The organism is Ensifer sp. D2-11, from assembly GCF_054161295.1.
In genome coordinates this window covers 2095227-2115225 of sequence record NZ_CP096433.1, presented here as the reverse complement: position 1 = coordinate 2115225, position 19999 = coordinate 2095227, and the positions used below count along the sequence as shown (strand labels likewise).

16 protein-coding genes are annotated in these 19999 nt (G+C 63.3%); 11 read left to right on the top strand and 5 right to left on the bottom strand.

Annotated elements, in window-relative coordinates; all coding sequences use genetic code 11:
• The first annotated feature begins 100 nt into the window (after nt 1-100).
• From cfa2 to M1D34_RS10225, 3 genes are all read left to right on the top strand, one after another.
• Entirely contained in the window at nt 101-1357 is a 1257-nt protein-coding gene (gene cfa2, locus M1D34_RS10235; RefSeq protein ID WP_015241108.1) for a cyclopropane-fatty-acyl-phospholipid synthase, read from the top strand.
• Between the two features lie 617 nt (nt 1358-1974).
• On the top strand, nt 1975-4281 hold the full coding sequence (locus M1D34_RS10230; RefSeq protein WP_498778924.1) for a Tex family protein: 2307 nt from the start codon (nt 1975-1977) through the stop codon (nt 4279-4281).
• 240 nt (nt 4282-4521) lie between these two features.
• On the top strand, nt 4522-4836 hold the full coding sequence (locus M1D34_RS10225) for a hypothetical protein (RefSeq protein ID WP_015241110.1): 315 nt from the start codon (nt 4522-4524) through the stop codon (nt 4834-4836).
• Between the two features lie 85 nt (nt 4837-4921).
• Here the strand turns inward: M1D34_RS10225 and rkpK are convergent, their stop codons facing one another.
• The 3 genes from rkpK to M1D34_RS10210 all read right to left on the bottom strand — a co-directional run bounded on the left by rkpK (nt 4922) and on the right by M1D34_RS10210 (nt 7811).
• Entirely contained in the window at nt 4922-6235 is a 1314-nt protein-coding gene (rkpK, locus tag M1D34_RS10220) for a UDP-glucose 6-dehydrogenase (RefSeq protein WP_498778922.1), read from the bottom strand.
• A gap of 146 nt (nt 6236-6381) precedes the next feature.
• Nucleotides 6382-7407: an NAD-dependent epimerase gene (locus M1D34_RS10215; RefSeq protein WP_003527275.1), complete on the bottom strand. Its 1026-nt coding sequence runs from the start codon at nt 7405-7407 to the stop codon at nt 6382-6384.
• Between the two features lie 71 nt (nt 7408-7478).
• On the bottom strand, nt 7479-7811 hold the full coding sequence (locus tag M1D34_RS10210) for an ArsR/SmtB family transcription factor (RefSeq protein WP_003527273.1): 333 nt from the start codon (nt 7809-7811) through the stop codon (nt 7479-7481).
• A gap of 51 nt (nt 7812-7862) precedes the next feature.
• Here M1D34_RS10210 and M1D34_RS10205 point away from each other — a divergent pair, with 51 nt between their 5' ends.
• Both M1D34_RS10205 and M1D34_RS10200 read left to right on the top strand, forming a co-directional pair.
• The gene (locus M1D34_RS10205) at nt 7863-8345 is read left to right on the top strand and encodes an SRPBCC domain-containing protein (protein WP_027994035.1); all 483 of its coding nucleotides are present in this window, start codon (nt 7863-7865) and stop codon (nt 8343-8345) included.
• A gap of 9 nt (nt 8346-8354) precedes the next feature.
• Nucleotides 8355-8717 carry a glyoxalase/bleomycin resistance/dioxygenase family protein gene (locus tag M1D34_RS10200; protein ID WP_003527271.1) on the top strand — a complete coding sequence of 121 codons (363 nt, stop codon included), beginning with the start codon at nt 8355-8357 and terminating at the stop codon, nt 8715-8717.
• 5 nt (nt 8718-8722) lie between these two features.
• Here the strand turns inward: M1D34_RS10200 and M1D34_RS10195 are convergent, their stop codons facing one another.
• On the bottom strand, nt 8723-9463 hold the full coding sequence (locus M1D34_RS10195; RefSeq protein ID WP_498778919.1) for a L,D-transpeptidase: 741 nt from the start codon (nt 9461-9463) through the stop codon (nt 8723-8725).
• Nucleotides 9464-9686: 223 nt separating this feature from the next.
• On the opposite strand from M1D34_RS10195, the gene recO reads away from it, so the two are divergent.
• On the top strand, nt 9687-10430 hold the full coding sequence (recO, locus tag M1D34_RS10190; RefSeq protein ID WP_498778917.1) for a DNA repair protein RecO: 744 nt from the start codon (nt 9687-9689) through the stop codon (nt 10428-10430).
• 305 nt (nt 10431-10735) lie between these two features.
• Here recO and M1D34_RS10185 read toward each other — a convergent pair whose 3' ends face one another.
• Entirely contained in the window at nt 10736-12739 is a 2004-nt protein-coding gene (locus M1D34_RS10185; protein WP_498778916.1) for a PhoX family protein, read from the bottom strand.
• A gap of 98 nt (nt 12740-12837) precedes the next feature.
• On the opposite strand from M1D34_RS10185, the gene M1D34_RS10180 reads away from it, so the two are divergent.
• The 5 genes from M1D34_RS10180 (at nt 12838) to nadA (ending at nt 19982) form a co-directional block, all read left to right on the top strand.
• Nucleotides 12838-15771 carry a DUF2339 domain-containing protein gene (locus M1D34_RS10180; RefSeq protein WP_498778914.1) on the top strand — a complete coding sequence of 978 codons (2934 nt, stop codon included), beginning with the start codon at nt 12838-12840 and terminating at the stop codon, nt 15769-15771.
• Complete coding sequence (locus M1D34_RS10175; RefSeq protein WP_127540055.1) at nt 15768-16424, top strand: HD domain-containing protein; 657 nt, start codon at nt 15768-15770, stop codon at nt 16422-16424. Before M1D34_RS10180 ends, M1D34_RS10175 begins: the two co-directional genes overlap by 4 nt.
• Nucleotides 16425-16502: 78 nt before the next feature.
• Nucleotides 16503-17354: an MOSC domain-containing protein gene (locus M1D34_RS10170; RefSeq protein WP_498778912.1), complete on the top strand. Its 852-nt coding sequence runs from the start codon at nt 16503-16505 to the stop codon at nt 17352-17354.
• A 127-nt stretch (nt 17355-17481) separates the two neighbouring features.
• Nucleotides 17482-18720 (top strand): MFS transporter, encoded by a 1239-nt coding sequence (locus M1D34_RS10165; protein WP_498778910.1) that lies wholly within the window; start codon nt 17482-17484, stop codon nt 18718-18720.
• Between the two features lie 182 nt (nt 18721-18902).
• Nucleotides 18903-19982, top strand: a complete 1080-nt coding sequence (gene nadA, locus M1D34_RS10160) for a quinolinate synthase NadA (RefSeq protein ID WP_498778909.1) — start codon at nt 18903-18905, stop codon at nt 19980-19982.
• The last annotated feature ends 17 nt before the right edge of the window (nt 19983-19999 follow it).

The following is a 19999-nucleotide window of genomic DNA, read 5'->3' as shown; positions in this document are numbered from 1 at the left end:
AGGCACAGCTGCCGCATTTCTGCCCTGAAGCCGACCAGCCGCTCACCCGCTCCCCCGTGAAGGAACCGATGGTCCGTTTAGGTCTGAGCTGAGGTAGGATATGAATGCGGGATTGTTGAATCTACTTCGCCGGCTTGTCGAGAAAGGCAGGCTGACGGTCGTTTTCTCGTCGGGTGAAAAGGTGGTTCTGGGCGATGGCACGGGCAAGCCCGCGGCCATCCGTTTCGCTGATGCCGGAGCGGAAAAAGCCGTCCTTCACGACCCAGGGCTGAAATTCGGCGAAATGTACATGGACGGTCGCGTACTCGTGGAGGAGGGCGATATTTTCGACGTGCTGGCCATCGTCAAGAGCAATGATCTCGACAAGGCGGCAACCTTCGCCAATTCGATCGTCGCGCTGGGACACATATTTCGCCAGCAGATGAAGAGCCGGCTGCCGGTAAACCGTAACCGCTACAACGTCGCCCACCATTACGATCTGGACGGCAAGCTCTTCAATCTCTTCCTCGACGAGGACTGGCAATATTCCTGTGCCTATTTCCATCCGCCGGGTATCTCGCTCGACGAGGCGCAGCGCGCCAAGAAGCGCCACATAGCGGCAAAGCTGCTGCTCGAGCCCGGTCAGAAGGTACTGGAAGTGGGTTCCGGCTGGGGCGGCATGGCGATGTACCTCGCCGAGTCGTCGGGGGTCGAAGTCACGGGCATCACGCTCAGCGAAGAGCAGTTGAAGGTCTCGCGCGAGCGTGCCGCCAGGCGCGGACTTTCCGACCGGGTGCGTTTCGAATTGCAGGACTATCGCACCATGCAGGGAAGGCAATTCGACCGCATCGTCTCCGTCGGCATGTTCGAACATGTCGGTATCGGAAATTACGGCAATTTCTTCCGCAAGATGAAGGAACTCCTGAACCCCGACGGAGTGATGCTGCTGCATTCGATCGGCCAGATCTACAAACCCTGGGCGACCAACCCATGGATCGAGAAGTATATCTTTCCCGGCGGCTACATTCCCGCCCTGTCGGAGGTATTGCCACGGGTCGAGAGCAACCGCCTGCTCGTCAAGGACATCGAGATTCTGCCGCTGCATTACGCCTGGACGCTCAGGGCCTGGCGCGAGCGGTTCCTGGCGCAGCGGGAGGAGGCGGTCAGGCTCTATGACGAGCGCTTTTTCCGCATGTGGGAGTTCTATCTCGCCGCCTCGGAAACGGCCTTTCTCTACGACAAGCACTTCGTCTTCCAGCTCCAGCTCTCGCCCTCACTCGCGACGGTGCCCGTGTCGCGCGACTATATCGCCATCAAGGAGCGCGAATTGCTGGAATTCGAAAAAACCCGCGAACGGCTGGAACTCGTCGCGGTCTGAGGGGCGGGCGAAAGGCCCCTCATCCGCCTGCCGGCACCTCGCCCCGCATGCAGGCTACGGCATGCACATATCTCTTGCGCGCCGGTGCGGCGGATACTGCTCATGAAAGGGATCCCTCGGGAACCCAACCGCCTCAACCCCGCTCGGTCGGGATTGCCCCTCAACCGGCTGCCGCCACCTTCTCCCCGCAGGCGGGGAGAAGGGATATGCCGCGCCCGCTCGCTCCCTCGGGCGGACGATGAATGCGGGGTTCAGTTGGCGCCGCTTGTCCCTTCTCCCCGCCTGCGGGGAGAAGGTGCCGGCAGGCGGATGAGGGGCGGGTGACCGCTAATGCCAATGTTAGCGCATATGGGTTTGATCCCAAGGACCCAACCGCAAGCCTCGCCACTGCTGGAAATACAGATGCCGCCACTCCGGAGTAAGTCCGCGAAGGGCTGGACAACAAGAGATATGTGCATGCCGTAGCGCATGCAGGGCGAAGGGACGTATGGCGCGCCCACTCGCTGACACCATCTCATGATCTTCTGTGGAGTTCGCCCGGGCGGCCACCGGCCTTCACTTGGCCTTGATGGTCTGCGCCAGTATGGTCCGGCCGAAACAGGAAACGGAACGATAGAATGGTCACGACCGCAAAGCCCATCGCCGCCATCATCGCCAGCGAAATCAAGGCGACCGCCGCCCAGGTCGCGGCGGCCGTCGAATTGCTGGATGGCGGGGCAACCGTGCCTTTCATCGCCCGCTACCGAAAGGAGGTCACCGGCGGCCTCGACGATACGCAACTGCGCGTCCTGTCGGAGCGGCTCACCTATCTGCGTGAGCTTGAAGCGCGGCGGGCGTCGATCGTCGATTCGATCCGCAGCCAGGGCAAGATGACCGACGAGCTCGAAGGCAAGATCGCCGGCGCGGTTACCAAGGCCGAACTCGAAGACATCTACCTGCCCTACAAGCCGAAGCGCCGCACCAAGGCGGAAATCGCGCGCGAACGTGGTCTGGGTGCACTGGTCGAAGCAATCCTTTCCGATCGATCGGTCGCGCCGGCCGAACGCGCGGCCGCCTTCCTCACCGCCGATGTGCCGGACGTCAAGACCGCACTCGACGGCGCTCGCGATATCATTGCCGAAGCCATGAGCGAGAACGCCGACCTTCTCGGGCGGTTGCGGAACCACATGCGGGAGGTAGCCTTCCTGCGCGCCCGGGTCGTGGACGGCAAGCAGGAGTCCGGCGCCAAATTCTCGGACTATTTCGACCATTCCGAGCGCTGGGCGACGGTGGCCGGGCACCGCGCATTGGCGATGCTGCGCGGCTGGAACGAAGAGGTCCTCTCGGTCGATATCGTGGTCGATCAGGAGGCGGCGCCTTCGCTGAGGCCGACCGAGCGCATGATCGCGGCGGCTTACAATGTCGGCGATCGGTTACCCGGCGACCGGTGGCTGCTGGAGGTGATCGGCTGGACGTGGCGCGTCAAACTCTCGCTCTCGCTGTCGCTGGACCTGATGCGCGAGCTGCGCGAGCGGGCCGAAGAAGAGGCCATCCGCGTCTTCGCGCGCAATCTCAAGGACCTGCTGCTCGCGGCACCGGCGGGCTCGCGCGCGACCATGGGCCTCGACCCCGGCATCCGCACCGGCGTCAAGGTCGCGGTGGTCGACGGCACCGGCAAGCTGCTCGACACCGCTACTGTCTATCCCTTTCCGCCGAAGAACGACATCCGCGGCACCCAGGCGGAGCTTGCGGCGCTCGTGCGCAAGCACAAGGTGGAACTGATCGCGATCGGCAATGGTACCGGTAGCCGGGAAACGGAGAAACTCGTCGCAGACATGCTCGCTGCCCTGCCGGCGCCGAAGCCTACCAAGGTGATCGTGTCCGAGGCGGGCGCATCGGTCTATTCCGCTTCGGAGACGGCGGCTGCCGAGTTCCCGGGCCTCGACGTTTCCCTGCGGGGCGCCGTCTCGATCGCCCGCCGGCTGCAGGACCCGCTGGCCGAGCTCGTCAAGATCGAACCGAAGTCGATCGGCGTCGGCCAGTACCAGCACGACGTCGACCAGTCGAAGCTCAGCCGCTCGCTCGATGCCGTTGTCGAGGATGCGGTGAACGCCGTCGGGGTCGATCTCAACACCGCCTCGGCGCCGCTCCTGGCGCGCGTCTCGGGGCTGGGCAAGTCCTCGGCCGAGGCAATCGTCGCGCACCGGGATGCGATGGGGGCCTTCGCCAGCCGCAAGGAACTTTTGAAAGTGCCGCGTCTCGGCGCGCGCACCTTCGAGCAGTGCGCCGGCTTCCTGCGGATACCGAACGGTTCCGAGCCGCTCGATGCGTCGGCCGTACATCCGGAGGCCTATGGCGTCGCAAAGAAGATCGTTGCAGCCTGCGGCCGGGACGTCCGCTCGCTGATGGCAGACAGCGCCGAGCTGAAAAAGCTCGACCCGCGCATTTTCGTCGACGAGCGCTTCGGCCTGCCGACGGTCAAGGACATCCTGGCCGAACTGGAGAAACCGGGCCGCGATCCGCGCCCGAGCTTCAAGACGGCCACCTTCGCGGAAGGCGTGGACGACATCAAGGATCTGAAAGTCGGGATGCGGCTCGAGGGCACGGTGACCAATGTCGCAGCGTTCGGCGCCTTCGTCGATATCGGCGTGCACCAGGACGGCCTCGTCCACGTGTCGCAATTGGCCGACCGCTTCGTCAAGGATCCGCATGAGGTCGTCAAGGCGGGTGACGTCGTGCAGGTCCGCGTCACGGAGGTGGATGTCGCGCGCAAGCGCATCGGGCTTTCCATGCGCAAGGAAGGCGGCACAGATACGCCCCGCGAGGCGAGGGGGGCGGCACCGAAGGGCGGAAACCGGGGCGGGTCGGCCCGGTCGCAAACACCGCAGGAGCCGGCGCAAGGCGCGTTCGGCGCGGCGCTGATGGCGGCGATGAAGAAAAAATGAGAGCGGCCGATGGAACGGCCCGCATGGAAGGATCGTTACCCGGGCATCGATGCTGGTGTGACGGTTCAGGTTACGTTCTATAATTTAGCCAATTGAGATGTAACCCGCCTCCGTCGCACTTTTCAGATGGCGACATCGCTTCGTCGCGTGAAGGTGTCGACCATCGAATGCCGGTATACGGCGGAACAGGTCAGCGGAAATCCTCTTCCGCCGGGACTTCCCGGCGAAAGGAGGTGCGTCATGGTACGCAATGTGGTCCGCGGCCTCTCTCTTGCCGTCCTTCTGACGGCGGCAGTAACGGCATACCCCCATGCGGCAGACTCACAGGCCGTTGTGAATTGCGCTGAGCGATCGCAGGTCATCGAGCTGCTTACTCGACAATATGAAGAAAAGCAGGCCGCCGTCGGGCAGATCAACCCGCAGGCGGTCATGGAACTCTATGCAGCCGACGGCGGCAGTTGGACATTGATCGTGACCGATGTTTCCGGGCGAAGCTGCGTCATTTTTGCCGGAAAAAGCTGGGAGCAGGTCATCCAGGTCGGCCCGAAGGCCTGACCGTCAGCCTCCTGCGCGAGGCGCGCAGAGGGAAGCCCGTGCAGCTTCCCTCTGCTGACCAATCACTGCGACGGTGCGTTGCCGGTCAGTCCGGCCTGCCGATGCTCGCATAGCGGAAGCCGTGCTTTGCGACCTCGTCCTTGCGATAGATATTGCGCAGATCGACGAGCAGGGGCGTCTTCATGGTAGACTTCAAACGGTCGAAATCCAGCGCCCGGAATTCGTTCCACTCGGTGATGATCACCAGAGCGTCCGCCTCTGCCGCCGCTTCATAGGGATCGCTCGCGCAGTCCAGCCCCTCTATCAGCTTGCGCGCGTTTTCCATTCCTTCCGGGTCGTAGCCGGTGACCCGGGCGCCTGCGTCCTGCAGCGCCTGAACGACCGCGATCGCGGGGCTGTCGCGCATGTCGTCGGTATTCGGCTTGAAGGTCAGGCCGAGAACCGCGATCTTGGACCCGCGGATATCGCCGCCGGCCGCCGCGATCACCTTGCGTCCCATCGCCCGCTTGCGGTTGTCGTTGACGGCGACCGTGGTTTCGACGAGCCGCACGGGGGTGTCGTGGTCCTGCGCGGTCTTGACCAGCGCCAATGTGTCCTTGGGGAAGCAGGAGCCGCCATATCCCGGCCCGGCATGCAGGAACTTCGACCCGATGCGGCCGTCCAGCCCGATGCCGCGGGCGATGTCCTGCACATTGGCACCGACTTTCTCGCAGAGATCGGCAATCTCGTTGATGAAGGTGATCTTCATCGCCAGGAAGGCGTTGCCGGCATATTTGATCAGTTCCGAAGTGCGGCGTGTCGTGAACACGAGCGGCGACTGGTTGAGATAGAGCGGCCGATAGACCTCCGTCATCACCTCTCGCGCGCGACCGTCACTGCCGTCGACCCCGATGACGATCCGGTCGGGGCGTTTGAAATCCTCGATCGCGGCACCTTCCCGCAGGAATTCCGGGTTGGAGACGACGGTGACGTCAGCCGCGGGATTGGTCTCGCGGATGATGCGCTCGACCTCGTCTCCGGTACCGACCGGAACCGTCGACTTGGTCACGACGACGGTGAAGCCCTGAAGGTTGGCGGCGATTTCGCGTGCAGCTGCGTAAACATAGGAAAGATCCGCATGCCCGTCGCCGCGCCGTGACGGCGTTCCGACGGCAATGAAAACCACGTCGCTGGCGGCCACGGCGGTCTTGAGATCGTCGGTGAAGTTCAGGCGCCCGGACGCGACGTTGCTGGCGACGAGATGGTCCAGCCCGGGTTCGAAAATCGGAATCTGACCCTTCTTCAGCGCCGAGATCTTGCCTTCGTCCTTGTCGACGCAGACGACGTCATGGCCGAAATCCGCAAAGCAAACACCGGAAACAAGGCCGACATAGCCGGCACCGATCATCGTGATTTTCATCCGCTCTTCCTTTGATTGTTCTTGAGAACGCTGATCAATTAAGTTTTATCTAATAAAAGGATGTCATCGAGAAAAAAGTAAAGAAAAACCGAATTGCAATTGGGTGCGGAAGCACGCGCTTCGCACAAATATCGCTTGTTTTACCATCAGACGGTCGTGTGTGCACGGCGATAATTCTGATCATACCACTCGACGAAGCGCGCAACCCCTTCCTCGACCGAAACGGACGGCTTGAATCCGGTCAGGGCCTCGAGCAGGTCCGGCGAAGCGAAGGTGCGCGGGACGTCGCCCTGCTGCATCGGCAGCATGTTGTGGATTGCCGGACGGCCCACCGCCTTCTCGACCGTTTCGACGAAGGTCATCAATTCTACCGGCTGGCCGCCGCCGGTATTGACGACGCGGAACGGCGCATGGCGCGAAAGCGTGTCCGTGGCCTTTTCCGGTGCCACCCGGTTCTCTTCCGAAGGAGGAACATGCGACAGCCGGACGATGCTTTCGACGAGGTCGTCGATATAGGTGAAGTCCCGGCTCATCCGGCCCTCGCCATAAATGTCGATCGGCCGGCCGTTGTGTATGGCGTCGACGAATTTGAAGAGCGCCATGTCCGGCCGCCCCCAGGGGCCGTAGACGGTGAAGAAGCGGAAGGCGGTGGTCGGCACCTTGTAAAGATGCGCATAACTGTGCGCCATCAATTCCATCGACTTCTTCGTCGCGGCATAGAGCGTCATGGGTTCGTCGGCCCGGTCCGCTTCGGCGAACGGGATCTTCTCGTTGGCGCCGTAGATCGAAGAGGTGGAGGCGAGCATCAGGTGCTTCGGTGCGATCGCCTTGGCGAGCTCAAGCATGTTCCACGACCCGACGAGGTTCGCGTCCACATAGGCTTTCGGGTTTTCGAGGCTGTAGCGGACGCCTGCCTGGGCGGCGAGGTGGATGATGACTTCCGGCTCGGCAAGCTCCGCCGCCCGGTCCAGTGCGGCCCGGTCCTCGAGCATGGCCGTCACCGCCTTGAAGCCGTTGGAGCGCTGAAGGATCGCGTGCCGGCGCTCTTTCAGCGTCACGTCGTAATAGGGCGTCATGCCGTCGAACCCGACGACGAAATGCCCCTCGTCGATCAGCCGTTTTGCAACATGAAAACCGATGAATCCTGCAGTGCCGGTGATGAGGTAACGCATGACGATTTCCCCCAGTTTGCCCCACTCGACAGTTCATACGCAGAAAGCCGGCCGATGAAAAGTCAATTCCGTCACTCGCGGGGCTCGTCGAGCTCACGTTGGAGGGCTGTCAGAACGGACATTGCGTGGCCGGCATACTGGCTGATCCAACGATCGTGAATGGCGCGGATGGGCAAGGCGTTCAGGTGGTTCCACCGCTCGCGGCCCTCGCGCCTGACGAGAACGAGATCGGCCTCCTCCAGAACCTTGAGGTGCTGCATCACCGTGCAGCGATCCAGGGTCGGGAAGCGTTCGCAGAGCATGCCCGTCGTTTGCGGTTTCTCCTTCAGCACGTCGAGCATCTGTCGGCGCAGGCCGTTCGCCAGCGCCTTGAAAACCGCATCGTCTTTCGAATCGTTTGACATGTTATGTTTTTATAACATATTATCGGCAGATACAATGGTGAGGAGGACGTCATGGCTTTCGAATTTCGAGTCAATGGGAGGATCGCCCGTCCCGTCGGGCAGGTTTTCGACGCGGTGGTAAATCCGGATCAGCTCAGCCGCTATTTCGTAACGCTCGGCGGCATCAGCGGGCCGCTGGTTGCCGGCACCACCGTGACGTGGTGGGGCGAGGTTCCCATCAAGGTCGAGGCCGTGGAGCCTAACGAGCGGATCGTCTTTTGCTGGGATGCCATGACCGGTGAAGGCGAGTCTCCCTACCAGACGCGGGTTGAAATGCGCTTTCAGCCGCTCGACGACGGCGCCACCATGGTGACGATCGCCGAGAGCGGCTGGCGGGAAAACGAAAAGGGGCAGAAGAGCTCCTATCTCAATTGCGAGGGCTGGTCGCAGATGCTCGCCTGCATGAAGGCCTGGGTCGAATACGGCATCAATTTGCGGGAGGGCTATTATGTGAGCGAACTCTCCGGCAAGCCCGCGCTCGAACCGCAACTGTAGGAGGGGTCTATGTCCACCGAAATCAAGGGCGGTATCAACATCGCCATGAAAGTTCCGAGCCACCAATACGAGGCGGTGATCGCCTTCTACCGCGACGTCGTCGGTCTTCCGCCTTTCGACGAGAAGGCACCGGCGAAAGGCTTCGTTCTCGGCCCCAATCGTTTGTGGATAGACGAAGCGCCGCATTACAGCCAGGCAGAGATATGGCTGGAGCTCTTCACCGAAGATCACGGGGCGGCGCTCGACCGCCTCGCAGCGCACAAGGTCGTGCGCTGCGATCAGGTCGAAGAACTGGGCGAGGGCTTCCGCGGCGGATGGATCATGAACCCCGCCAATATCGTCCACCTCGTGCGCGAGCCGGATGCCTGGTAGACGTGTTAGAACGAAAGCGAACCGCTGCCGTCGGCAGCGGTCGACATCGGTGCATCCATCGGCTGGCTCATCGGCGGTTCCGCCTGGAGCACGACGACGCGCGAGCCTTCCGGAACGCGGCTGTAAAGGTCGATGATGTCGGGGTTGAAAAGGCGGATGCAGCCGCTCGACACCGCCTTGCCGATCGACCAGGCCTCCGTGGTGCCGTGGATGCGGAACAGCGTGTCCCGGTTTCCCTGGTAGAGATAGAGCGCGCGCGGTCCGAGCGGATTGCGCAGGCCGGGGTCCATGCCTCCCGCGAGCGGTCCATAGCGCTCCGGTTCGCGCGCGACCATGTCGGATGTGGGCGTCCACCGCGGCCATTCCGCCTTGCGGCCGACGCGCGCCTCGCCCTCGAACTCCAGCCCGGCCTTCCCGACACCGATGCCGTAACGAAGCGCCATGCCTCCGCCCTGCACGAGATAGAGAAAGCGATTTTCCGTGTCGATCACGACCGTACCCGGCGGCTCATACGTGACGTAAGGCACCTGTTGCCGCAGGAAACGCGGTTCGACCTTGCTGATGTCGGTGGCGGGAAGCGGAAACTTCTCCTCGGACTTCGCCCCATACATTGCCACGAAATATGGATCCGGCCCTTTCGGTCGGACCTGCTGGCTGTTGCTAACGCAACCCGCCAGCGCGGCGGAGAGGGCCAAAACTGCGCAAAGCTGCATCAGGCGGCTGGCGCGATTCCCGGACACACACATAGTCGAATTGTTCCTGCTGACTGTCATTCTTGAGGAGGCACGTCTAAGACCTCGGAACCCGCATTGGAAGACGTCGCAATCCGGCAAAAGCGACAATAGAATTGAGGCGCACAGCAAGTGTAGCGGAAAGGCTACAGTTTGCTTCCGCCGCACCGGACGAGGCTCGAAACAGGGGGCGTTTCTTCGCTTGCTCCGGTTTCCGCGGCGGGTGTATGCCTCTTTCATGCAATGGAGCGATGAAGCCATAATTCTCGGCATCCGGCGGCATGGCGAAAGCTCTGTCATCGCGGAGGTGATGACGCCCGGGCACGGGCGGCATCTCGGGCTCGTGCGCTCGGGCCGCTCGCGTACGATGCAGCCGGTGCTGCAGCCGGGCAATTCCGTGGAGGTGAGCTGGCGGGCGAGGCTCGACGAGCATCTCGGCGAATTCCGCGTCGAGCCGCTGCAATTGCGCGCCGCGAGGCTGATCGAGACGGCGATTTCCGTCTACGGCATTCAGGCGCTTGGCGCACTCTTGCGGCTCCTGCCGGAGCGCGACCCGCATCCCCATCTCTACGAGGCGCTCGCCGTCATCGTCGATCACCTCCAGGACCCGGCAGACGCCGGCGAATTGTTCGTGCGCTTCGAACTCGCGGTGCTGAACGATCTCGGCTTCGGCCTGGATCTTTCCCGATGTGGGGCGACGGGTGCGCGCAGCGAACTTGTCTACGTATCGCCGAAATCGGGCCGCGCGATCTGCCGCGAAGCGGGTGCCCCTTACGCCGATCGCATGCTCGCCCTTCCGGATTTCCTTTCCGGAGGAAGCAGAGCTGCCGATCACGAAAGCCTCGCCGCTGCCTTCTGTCTCACCGCCTATTTCCTCAACCGCCATGTTTACGAGCCACGGGGCGTCGACGCCGCGTCGGCCCGTGACGGGTTCGTCCATGCGACGCTGAAGGCCATGAAGTCCGCATCGTCGGCGGCTTAACGGTTGTTTCAATCCCTGTGACGGGGCGCAGGAAGATGGGGAGGCGTGGGCGTTGCGATCGATTCCGCTTGCGGATATGCGACCTGTCTTCTCCCCTTCCTCATCTCTGTGCTTGTCACAGAGATGAGAGCAGCGCCGCGTCTGCGGCGCGGGGAAATCTTTTCAGCTCAATGACCTGGTCTGGCTGGATCCCTGTAACGAGCACAGGGACGACCGAGCAGAGGAAAGGGCACCGCTACACCGCGACCAACGAGGCTTGCCGGAGCGCGTGCGCCAGCGCCGCGCTCCGAACTCTGAGGCTTGGTTCAGCCGATCTTGCCGCCACCCTGCCTGGTCACGGCGACGACGGCCGGGCGCACCGGCATGTCGTCGCGGAAATCCGGCCAGCGCGTCGCCGGCTTTTCGTAGGTTGCGAGACCGGCATCGCCCGGATGCTGAACCGCGAGGAAGAAGGTGTCGCTCGTCGGGTTGAAGCTCGGGCCGCACATTTCGGCGCCGACCGGCACGCGGAAGAACAGCTTCGAGGTGCCGCGGCCTTCGCCTTCGGTCTCGACGGCCCAGACCCCGTCGGTGCGTCCCGTGTCCTTTTCGTTGTTGCCGTCGGTCGAGACCCAGAGACGGCCTTCGGCATCGATGGCGCAATTGTCCGGCATGCCGAACCAGCCGTTCCTGGTCGTCGCGGTGGAGAAGGAGGCACCGACCTCGGCGACGCTCGGATCGCCGCACTTCAGCAGTACGTCCCAGCGGGATTTCGTCGAGGCGAAGTCGCCGTCCGTTTCCGAAATCTCGACGATGTGGCCGAAGGCATTCTTGGCACGCGGATTGGCGGCGTCGATCTCGTCCTCCTTGCGCTTCGTGTTGTTGGTCAGCATGACATAGACCTTGCCGGTCTTCGGGTTGGGCTGGACGTCTTCCGGCCGGTCCATCTTGGTCGCGCCGAGCGCATCGGCGGCAAGACGGGTGTCGATCAGCACGTCGGCCTGGGAGGCGAAGCCGTTCTCGGCCGTCAGCGGACCTTCGCCATGGACGAGAGGCATCCAGGTGACCGTGCCGTCCTCGTCGAACTTGGCCACGTAGAGCGTGCCTTCATCGAAGAGATCCATATTCGCGGCGCGGTCGTCAGGGTTGTAAGTGCCTTTCGTCACGAACTTGTAGACATAGTCGTAACGCTCGTCGTCGCCGCTATAGAGGACGACCCGGCCGTCCCTGTTGACGATCGACTCGCAACCCTCGTGCTTGAAGCGTCCGATCGCGGTGCGCTTCTTCGGAACGGAGGTGGGGTCCAGCGGATCGACCTCGACCACCCAGCCGAAGCGGTTGGCTTCGTTCGGCTCCTTGGAAACGTCGAAGCGGTCGTAGAATTTCGACCATTCATACTGCCCGCCCGGCGTGCCGAGGCGTTTCATCTGCTTGAATTCCGGATGATCCTCGGCAAGCTCGCCGCCGAAATAGCCGTTGAAGTTTTCCTCGGCCATCATGTAGGTGCCCCAGGCGGTGACGCCGCCGGCACAATTGTTGATGGTGCCGAAGACCTTCCTGCCGGTCGGATCGGACGGGGTCTTGACCCGCTCGTGACCGGCCGCCGGGCCGGAAAGCTGCATTTCGGTAGTGGCCGTGATGCGGCGGTTGTACTTGCCGTCGAGGACAGGCTGCCACTTCCCGTCGACCTTGCGGATTTCGATGACCGTGCCGCCATGGGCAGCCATTTCGATATCGACCAGTTCCTTGGTGTATTCGCCGAGTAAGACCTTGTCCTCTTCCTTGCCGTCCTCCGTCACCTTTTCGACACGGGCGAAGTTCGGGAACATGATCTCGGCATTGGTATATTCGTGGTTGACGACCAGCAGGCCGTGGTCCGGATTGCCCTCGAGCGGAATGAAGCCGACATAGTCGTTGTTGTAGCCGAACTGCCGGCTCTGGGCGTCGGCGGTCTGCTTGAGCGGATCGAATTCCGGACTGTCGGCGAAGACCTTGTCGCCCCAGCGCAGCAGGATGTCGGCGTCGTAGCCCTCGGCAACATGGTGGGTCTCGTCTACGCCGGCTTCGATCTCCTTGAAGTCGAAGGGCGACGCTTCACCCTCAGCCCGGGCCTCGTCCGCCGTCAGCAGGGCAAGCGGGCTGACCGTCGTGGAGATGGCAGCAACGGCCAGAGAGCCGCCGATGAACGACCGGCGCGAGAAACGGCGGTTGATGATGTCGCCCATGGTGGGATTGGCGGAACAGTTCCGGCCGGCGTCTTCCAGTTCCTCTCTGCGCTCGGTCAGCGTCTTGAATTCGGTTTCATCCGTAGGTCCGAGATATTTGTCCATGGAAATTCTCCCCATTGAGACGATCGATGCGCCCGTTGATCTTCGGGCGTCCCGGTCCCGCTTTACCAGCGAGTTCATGACAGCTCTGCGACAATTGGATGAAGAGATTGCTGCAACGGGTCGCGATGCCGGAACGCTCCCACGGCTCCGTAAGCCCGCAGATGTCAGGCGCAGGATATTTTCAGCGGCCGTTTCGCGCTAACGTTGTCCGAATCGATCTGACCATGATGATGCCGGGGGACCTGATGCTCGAGGCCATAGCTCTTCTAGCCTTCGTGATGGCGCTCGCCGCTTTCCTCGGCGGCCGCAGGTCGGCCGAGCGCCTTGACCGCGAAATCGAGAGCCTTAAGGCGGAGATCGCGCGGCTCGCGAAAGAGGGTACGGGAGAGCCGGGGCCGGACCTGGAGACCGGCCGGCCGTCGGAGGCTGGCGTTCCATCCGTTGCCGGGACGGAGGCGACAGCCGACGGCCCATGGTCCCGGGCGCGGGAAGGCGCGGGGACCTCCCATGACGAATCCGCCGCCGGCCGCGAAAGTGGGGACGGGGCAATCGACGGCCCGGTAGCGCCCTCCGCAGCGGCAGCGCGGGCCGAAAGCCTCGAGAGCCGGATCGGCGGCCGATGGCCGGTCTGGGTCGGCGGGCTGGCACTGGCGCTGGGCGGCTATTTTCTCGTGCAGTATTCGATCGAGGCCGGGCTCTTGAGCCCGGCGGTCCGCCTGACGCTTGCCGCCATTTTCGGGCTTGCGCTTGGGGTGGCCGGAGAGGTGATCCGGCGGCGCGACGTGCCTGCCATCGCCGACCGGTTCCGCAATGCGATGATTCCCGGTGTGCTGACCGCCGCCGGTGCCGTCACGCTGTTTGGCGTCGTCTATGCGGCCTATGGTATTTACGATTTCATCGGCACCGGCGCGGCCTTCGTCCTGCTGGCGCTGGTTTCGCTTGCCACCGTCGGGCTCTCGCTGCTGCACGGGCAGGCGCTCGCCGGCCTCGGCCTTCTGGCGTCGCTCCTGACACCGCTCTTCGTCTCGAGCGGAGAGCCGCGTCCCTGGGTGCTGTTCGGCTTCCTCGCCGTCGCCTGGCTCGCCACGCTCGCCGCGTCGCGCCTGCGTCGATGGAGCGTGGTGCCGACGCTTGCCAATGCGGGCCTGGGGCTCTGGGGACTTGCCTATGTAGCGCTCGCGACGCCTTTCGAAGCGCCTCCGGTCACCTTCGCGCTCATCGTTATGATCGCGGGTGTCGCGCTGATCTGGCCCGGCCGGGCGGAGCGGACCGCGGAGCCGAGCGGGGCAACGCAAATCGGTGCTGCCAGTGAGCCGGGTGCGTGGGAGAGGCTCTTCACGCCGCCTCATCTTGCGATAAGCATATCGGCGGCGATCGTCGCGACCGTTCTCGCCCTTTTGTTCATCAGCCCGGCGGTCGATGCCGCGCGTTTCCCGGTGAGCGACTTCGTGGTGATCGTCGTCGCGCTGGCGGCGGCAGGCTCCCTGCGGCCGGCGGCGATCTATGCGGCACTGCTTGCCGCCTTCGGCGCCGTCGCCGGCACCTGGAGTCTGACCGCTCTCAGTGGTGTTCTTGCCTATCTCGATCCCTCATTCGCCGGTTCGCCGCCCGAGATCGTCGTCCCCGGCCGCACTGCCATGCTGACCGCGATGACCCTGTCGGCGCTCTTCATCCTCCTCGGGGGCTTTGTGCTTGCCCGGCGCCCGGCGGGGGACCGGCAATTCGCGGCCCTTTGGGCCGGCATCGCCGCCGTGGTGCCGAATGCGCTTCTGGCCATGTCGTTCGTGATGACAGGCAGTTTCGCCTTCGACCTACCGCATGGGCTTGCCGCCTTTGCCGGCGGCATCTTTCTTCTCGGCCTTGTGGAATGGCTCTATCGCCGGAGCGCCGGGGCAGGGGATGCCGATGTCGATGGGGGGCTGCCGGCACTCGGCTCCTTCGGCCTCTTCGTCATCGGCCTTCACGCCTGGACCGACGGTCTGGTGACCACCCTGGCGATCGCGCTGCTCGGGGCCGGATACAGCTTTGCGACGCGCCTGCGTTCATGGCCGGTTCTCCCCTGGGTGACGGTCGCAGGTGCGGTCGTCATTCTCGCCCGAATTGCCTGGGAGCCGACGATCGTCGGGCCGGGCAATCTCGGAACGACGCCGGTGTTCAACGCGCTGCTCCCGGGTTACGGCATCCCGGCACTGTTGCTCGTCGCCTCGGCCTATCTTCTACGGGCCTGGCCGGACCTGCGTGTGCGCAACCTGCTGCAGGCGCTCGCAAGCCTCTTCGTCCTGTTGACCCTTGCAATCCTCGTACGTCATGCAATGAACCGCGGCGTGCTCGACAGCTCCGTCCCGACACTTGGCGAACAGGCGATCTATACGCTCCTCGCCATCGGCGCGTCGGGAATATTCATGACGCTCGACGGAAGATCGCCGAGCCCGGTGTTCCGTTACGGAGGCATGGCGCTCGGCGTTTTGTCCATGCTCTCCGTCCTTGGGGCGCACCTTGTCGGCCTCAACCCCTATTTCAGCGGAGAACTGCTTGGAAGCGTACCCTTCTTCGATCTGCTCTTCATCGGCTATCTGCTGCCCGCCATCGGCTATTTCGGGCTTGCCTGGTATGCGCGCGGCAGACGTCCGCTGCCCTATGTCGTGGCGCTCGCCGTCAGCGGCGCCATCCTTGCTTTCGCCTGGGCAACCTTAAGCGTTCGCCGCTTCTGGCAGGGCCAGAACGTCGCCGACTGGAAGGGGTTCCTGCAAGGTGAAACCTACACCTATTCGGTCGTGTGGCTCGTACTCGGCGTGCTGCTGCTCGTGGCCGGCTCGCGTCTCGACGCAAAGAGCATCCGGATTGCTTCAGCCGTTCTCGTCTTCGTCGCGGTGCTCAAGGTCTTCCTGGTCGACATGTCCAATCTCGAAGGCTTCCTGCGGGCGCTGTCCTTCATCGGCCTTGGGGCCGTGCTGATCGGCATCGGGCTCTTCTACCAGAAGATATTGTCGGGCAGCGCCGGCGACGCGGGTGAAGGGGCCCGCCGCGCATGACCCGGCTTTCCGGGCTGGCAGCCGCATTCGCTCCTCACGCCGAACTCGCCGGCGAACTCCTTCCGCATGCCTTTGCCGCCGATGACGGCTCGCACGATGCGTCACACCTCATCCGCGTCTGGAAGAACGCTCTTCGCATCCAGGCGGAGGAGGGCGGCGACACGCGCCGGCTCGCCGCTGCCGTGCTGCTGCATGACTGCGTTTCCGTCGAAAAGAATTCGCCGTTGCGGGCGGAAGCGTCGCGGCTGGCGGCCGAAAAGGCGTCGGCGATCCTCAATGGCCTCGGCTGGAGCGCGGCCGATATTTCATCCGTCGCGCACGCCATTCTGACCCACAGCTTTTCGGCCAATCTCGCGCCGGAAACGCTGGAGGCCAGAATTCTCCAGGACGCGGATCGCCTCGATGCGATCGGCATGGTCGGCGCCGCGCGTTGCTTCTACATCGCCGGGCGCATGAGCAGCGCCCTCTACGATCCGCTCGACCCGCTGGCAGAAAGCCGGGCGCTCGACGACAAGGCTTTCGCAATCGACCATTTCGAGACGAAGCTTTTTCGCCTCGCCGACGGTTTTCAGACTGCCGCGGGGCGGCGGCTCGCCCTTGAACGGCAGGCGCGGCTCCGCAGCGTGCTTGCCATGCTGCTGGACGAAATCTAAAAGCTTCAATCGGTTGGCGCCGACTGGTGAATCAGATTGGGAGCGGCCGGAATCATTTTCTGAACTCGGAAGATCGCCATGCACGTGACCGGCCTCAACATCCATCCCCTGAAGAGCGGCCGCGCGGTGCCGCAGACGGCCGTGACGGTCAATCTCGACGGGCTGGCCGGCGACCGGCGCTTCATGCTGGTTGCACCCGATGGGCACTTCATCACTCAACGCGATTTGCAGGCGCTGGCGCGGGTCGAGGCGGAACATGTCGATGGCGGCGTGCACCTCAGGATGAACGGCGAGGAGCTCTCCGTTCGCTTCGACCCGGATGACCGCCTCGATGTCCGGGTCTGGTCGAGCGACGTCAATGCGGCGGTCGCCGGAGGTGCTGCAAACGACGTGCTGTCCGGCTGGTTCGGCCGCCCGGTCAAGCTCGTCCACATGGACGCTGAGGCCGAGCGCTTCGTCGGCGCGGAATGGGCAGGAGCGGCAGCCCCCGTCGCATTCGCCGACGGCTTTCCGATTCTCGTCACGACGACGGGCTCGCTCGCCGATCTCAACCGCACGCTGGCCGAGAAGGGGCAGGAACCGGTCGGCATGGAGCGCTTCCGCACCAATATCCTTATCGATTGCGATGAGCCTTGGGCTGAAGATCTTTGGGAGAGCATCGTGATCGCCGGCATCGCCTTCGATCTCGTCAAGCCCTGTGCCCGTTGCATCATGACCACGCAGGATCAGACGACCGGCGAGCGCATCGGCGGCAACCCGATCCAGGGTCTTTCGGAAAAGCGCATGTCTGCCGACCGGCGCGTTCCCGGCGTGCTCTTCGGCTGGAACGCCGTGCCTAGAGGCGAGGGTATCCTGAGGCTCGGCGACGCGATCGAGGTCGTGCGCCGTCGCGATGAGCGTTGGCCGATGAAGGTGCGCTCCGCCGGCTGAGACGCATCCGCAGGAACCTGCGCTTGCGGCCGGCGCATCAATTCCTGTGATCGCATCGTCAATTTAATTGGCTTCCCCCAAGGCGGGCGCCGCCATAGGATGGCCCCTCATCATCAGGAGCTTGCCCATGTCCGCTGTTTCTTCTGCAGTCAGCCGCCCGGTCGAGCGCAGCGGCCTGCCGTGGCTCATCATCATCGCCGGCTCCATCATCGCCATGTTGACCTTCGGTCCGCGCTCCGCGATGGGGTTCTTCCAGCTGCCGATGCTTGCCGAGAAGGGTTGGGACCGGACGACCTTCGGCCTGGCAATGGCGTTTCAAAATCTCTGTTGGGGCCTCGGCCAACCGTTCTTCGGCGCGATTGCCGACAAGTTCGGCACCTGGCGCGTGCTCGCGCTCTCCGGCCTCGTCTACGCCGCGGGCCTGATCCTGATGGCCTTCGCGGATGCGCCGATCTGGCTGCACATCGGCGGTGGCGTCCTGGTCGGTCTGGGGGTTGCATCGGGTTCCTTCGGCATCGTGCTTTCCGCCTTTGCCCGCAACGTCGCGCCCGAGCAGCGCTCGCTCGCCTTCGGCATAGGCACCGCCGCCGGCTCGGCCGGCATGTTCCTCTTCGCGCCGCTGAGCCAGGGCCTCATCTCCGCCTATGGCTGGTCCGACAGTCTCGTCTATCTCGGCCTCCTGATGCTGCTCGTTCCGCTCTTTGCGATTCCGCTGCGCGGCAATGCCTCTTCCGGGCGCCAGTCGGAGGCATTGTTCAAGCAGACAGTCGGGGAAGCGCTCAAGGAAGCACTCGGGCACAAGAGCTATCTTCTGCTCGTCTCGGGTTTCTTCGTCTGCGGCTATCAGGTCGCTTTCATCACCGCGCATTTTCCGGCCTATATCGGCGATATCGGAATCGACGCCCGCTATGCGGTGATCGCGCTGGCATTGATCGGCTTCTTCAACATCATCGGCTCGTTCTCGGCCGGCATCATCGGCCAGCGTTATTCGAAACCCTATTTCCTGGCGCTGATCTATCTGGCCCGTTCATTCGTCGTCTCGGCCTTCCTGCTGCTGCCGCAAACGCCTACATCGGTCATCGTCTTCGCGGTCGTCATGGGCCTCCTGTGGCTCTCGACGGTGCCGCCGACCAACGGGCTGGTGGCGATCATGTTCGGAACGCGGCATCTCGGCCTGCTCGGCGGCATCGTGTTCCTGTCGCACCAGATCGGTTCATTTCTCGGCGTATGGATGGGTGGCTATCTCTATGACCATTTCGGCTCCTACGATCCGGTCTGGTGGGTGGGCGTTGCCCTCGGGGTGTTCGCGGCCATCGTGCACTGGCCGATCGAAGAGCGTGCCGTCGCCCGTCCGGCAATTGCCTGATCGACAAAATGTTGTGATGCGCCCGCGATATGCGGGCGCATCGTTTCCGTCCTGCGCGCTTGAAATCTGTCACAAAACTTTCTAAATCAGTTCCGGCGGCTCAGCCGCTTTTGTTTTGACCCAATTATGCTCAGATTGAGCATAATTGGAATTTGCCGGAAACGGCGGGAGAGGAGAGCCCGATGACCACTCTTGACCTTCGCAAGGAAGCGGCGCCCGCTCCGGCCTTCGTGAGCGCTGCGGCACGCTTCGGCGTCATCGAGAAACCGGATCTTGCCTTTACCCCGGCTGTCGCGCGCGAGACCGAGCACCTTTACGAAAAGGTAAAGGACTTCATTCCTGCGTTCGAGTGGGCGGCTTATGCGCCTTACGTCCATGCGATCAACCGGCTGAAGCAGGAACGTAACGCGGTCATCCTGGCCCACAATTATCAGACGCCGGACATCTTTCACTGCGTGGCGGACATCGTCGGCGATTCGCTCCAGCTTGCGCGCGACGCCACCAAGGTCGACGCGGAGATCATCATCCAGTGCGGCGTGCACTTCATGGCCGAGACCTCAAAGTTGCTCAATCCGGAAAAAACGGTGCTCATTCCGGATGCGAAAGCAGGTTGCTCGCTTTCGGAGTCGATCACCGGAGCGGATGTGCGGCTCCTCAGGGAACGCTATCCGGGCGTGCCGGTCGTCACCTATGTCAACACCTCGGCCGACGTGAAGGCGGAGACCGACATCTGCTGCACGTCCTCCAACGTGCTGGCAGTGGTCGAAAGCCTCGAGTCCGACGCCGTGCTCTGCATCCCGGACGAGTATCTGGCGATGAACGTGGCGCGTCAGACGAACAAGAAGATCCTGACCTGGAAAGGTCATTGCGAGGTGCACGAGCGGTTCACGGCAGCCGAACTCCTGGCTTACAAAGAAGCCAATCCCGGCATCGAGATCGTCGGCCATCCGGAATGCCACCCCGACGTCATCGCCGTCTGCGATTTCTCCGGTTCGACCTCGGGCATGATCAATTACGTCAAGGACAAGCGGCCGCAGCGGGTGCTGCTGGTAACGGAATGCTCGATGGCGTCGAATATCCAGGCGGAGGTCAAGGGCGTCGATTTCGTCAAGCCGTGCAACCTGTGTCCGCACATGAAGCGCATCACGCTGCCGAAGATCCTCGACAGCCTGCTTAACATGACGGAAGAGGTTCTGGTCGATCCGGCGATCGCCGACCGCGCGCGGCTGGCGGTCGAGCGCATGGTGAACCTCAAGCAGTGATCAATGCCGGGACAAAC

Excerpts from the sequence above, each read along its gene's own strand:
- cfa2 (WP_015241108.1), top strand. The coding sequence starts at position 101 with ATGAATGCGGGATTGTTGAATCTACTTCGCCGGCTTGTCGAGAAAGGC.
- M1D34_RS10230 (WP_498778924.1), top strand. The coding sequence starts at position 1,975 with ATGGTCACGACCGCAAAGCCCATCGCCGCCATCATCGCCAGCGAAATC.
- M1D34_RS10225 (WP_015241110.1), top strand. The coding sequence starts at position 4,522 with ATGGTACGCAATGTGGTCCGCGGCCTCTCTCTTGCCGTCCTTCTGACG.
- rkpK (WP_498778922.1), bottom strand. The coding sequence starts at position 6,235 with ATGAAAATCACGATGATCGGTGCCGGCTATGTCGGCCTTGTTTCCGGT.
- M1D34_RS10215 (WP_003527275.1), bottom strand. The coding sequence starts at position 7,407 with ATGCGTTACCTCATCACCGGCACTGCAGGATTCATCGGTTTTCATGTT.
- M1D34_RS10210 (WP_003527273.1), bottom strand. The coding sequence starts at position 7,811 with ATGTCAAACGATTCGAAAGACGATGCGGTTTTCAAGGCGCTGGCGAAC.
- M1D34_RS10205 (WP_027994035.1), top strand. The coding sequence starts at position 7,863 with ATGGCTTTCGAATTTCGAGTCAATGGGAGGATCGCCCGTCCCGTCGGG.
- M1D34_RS10200 (WP_003527271.1), top strand. The coding sequence starts at position 8,355 with ATGTCCACCGAAATCAAGGGCGGTATCAACATCGCCATGAAAGTTCCG.
- M1D34_RS10195 (WP_498778919.1), bottom strand. The coding sequence starts at position 9,463 with ATGTGTGTGTCCGGGAATCGCGCCAGCCGCCTGATGCAGCTTTGCGCA.
- recO (WP_498778917.1), top strand. The coding sequence starts at position 9,687 with ATGCAATGGAGCGATGAAGCCATAATTCTCGGCATCCGGCGGCATGGC.
- M1D34_RS10185 (WP_498778916.1), bottom strand. The coding sequence starts at position 12,739 with ATGGACAAATATCTCGGACCTACGGATGAAACCGAATTCAAGACGCTG.
- M1D34_RS10180 (WP_498778914.1), top strand. The coding sequence starts at position 12,838 with ATGAAGAGATTGCTGCAACGGGTCGCGATGCCGGAACGCTCCCACGGC.
- M1D34_RS10175 (WP_127540055.1), top strand. The coding sequence starts at position 15,768 with ATGACCCGGCTTTCCGGGCTGGCAGCCGCATTCGCTCCTCACGCCGAA.
- M1D34_RS10170 (WP_498778912.1), top strand. The coding sequence starts at position 16,503 with ATGCACGTGACCGGCCTCAACATCCATCCCCTGAAGAGCGGCCGCGCG.
- M1D34_RS10165 (WP_498778910.1), top strand. The coding sequence starts at position 17,482 with ATGTCCGCTGTTTCTTCTGCAGTCAGCCGCCCGGTCGAGCGCAGCGGC.
- nadA (WP_498778909.1), top strand. The coding sequence starts at position 18,903 with ATGACCACTCTTGACCTTCGCAAGGAAGCGGCGCCCGCTCCGGCCTTC.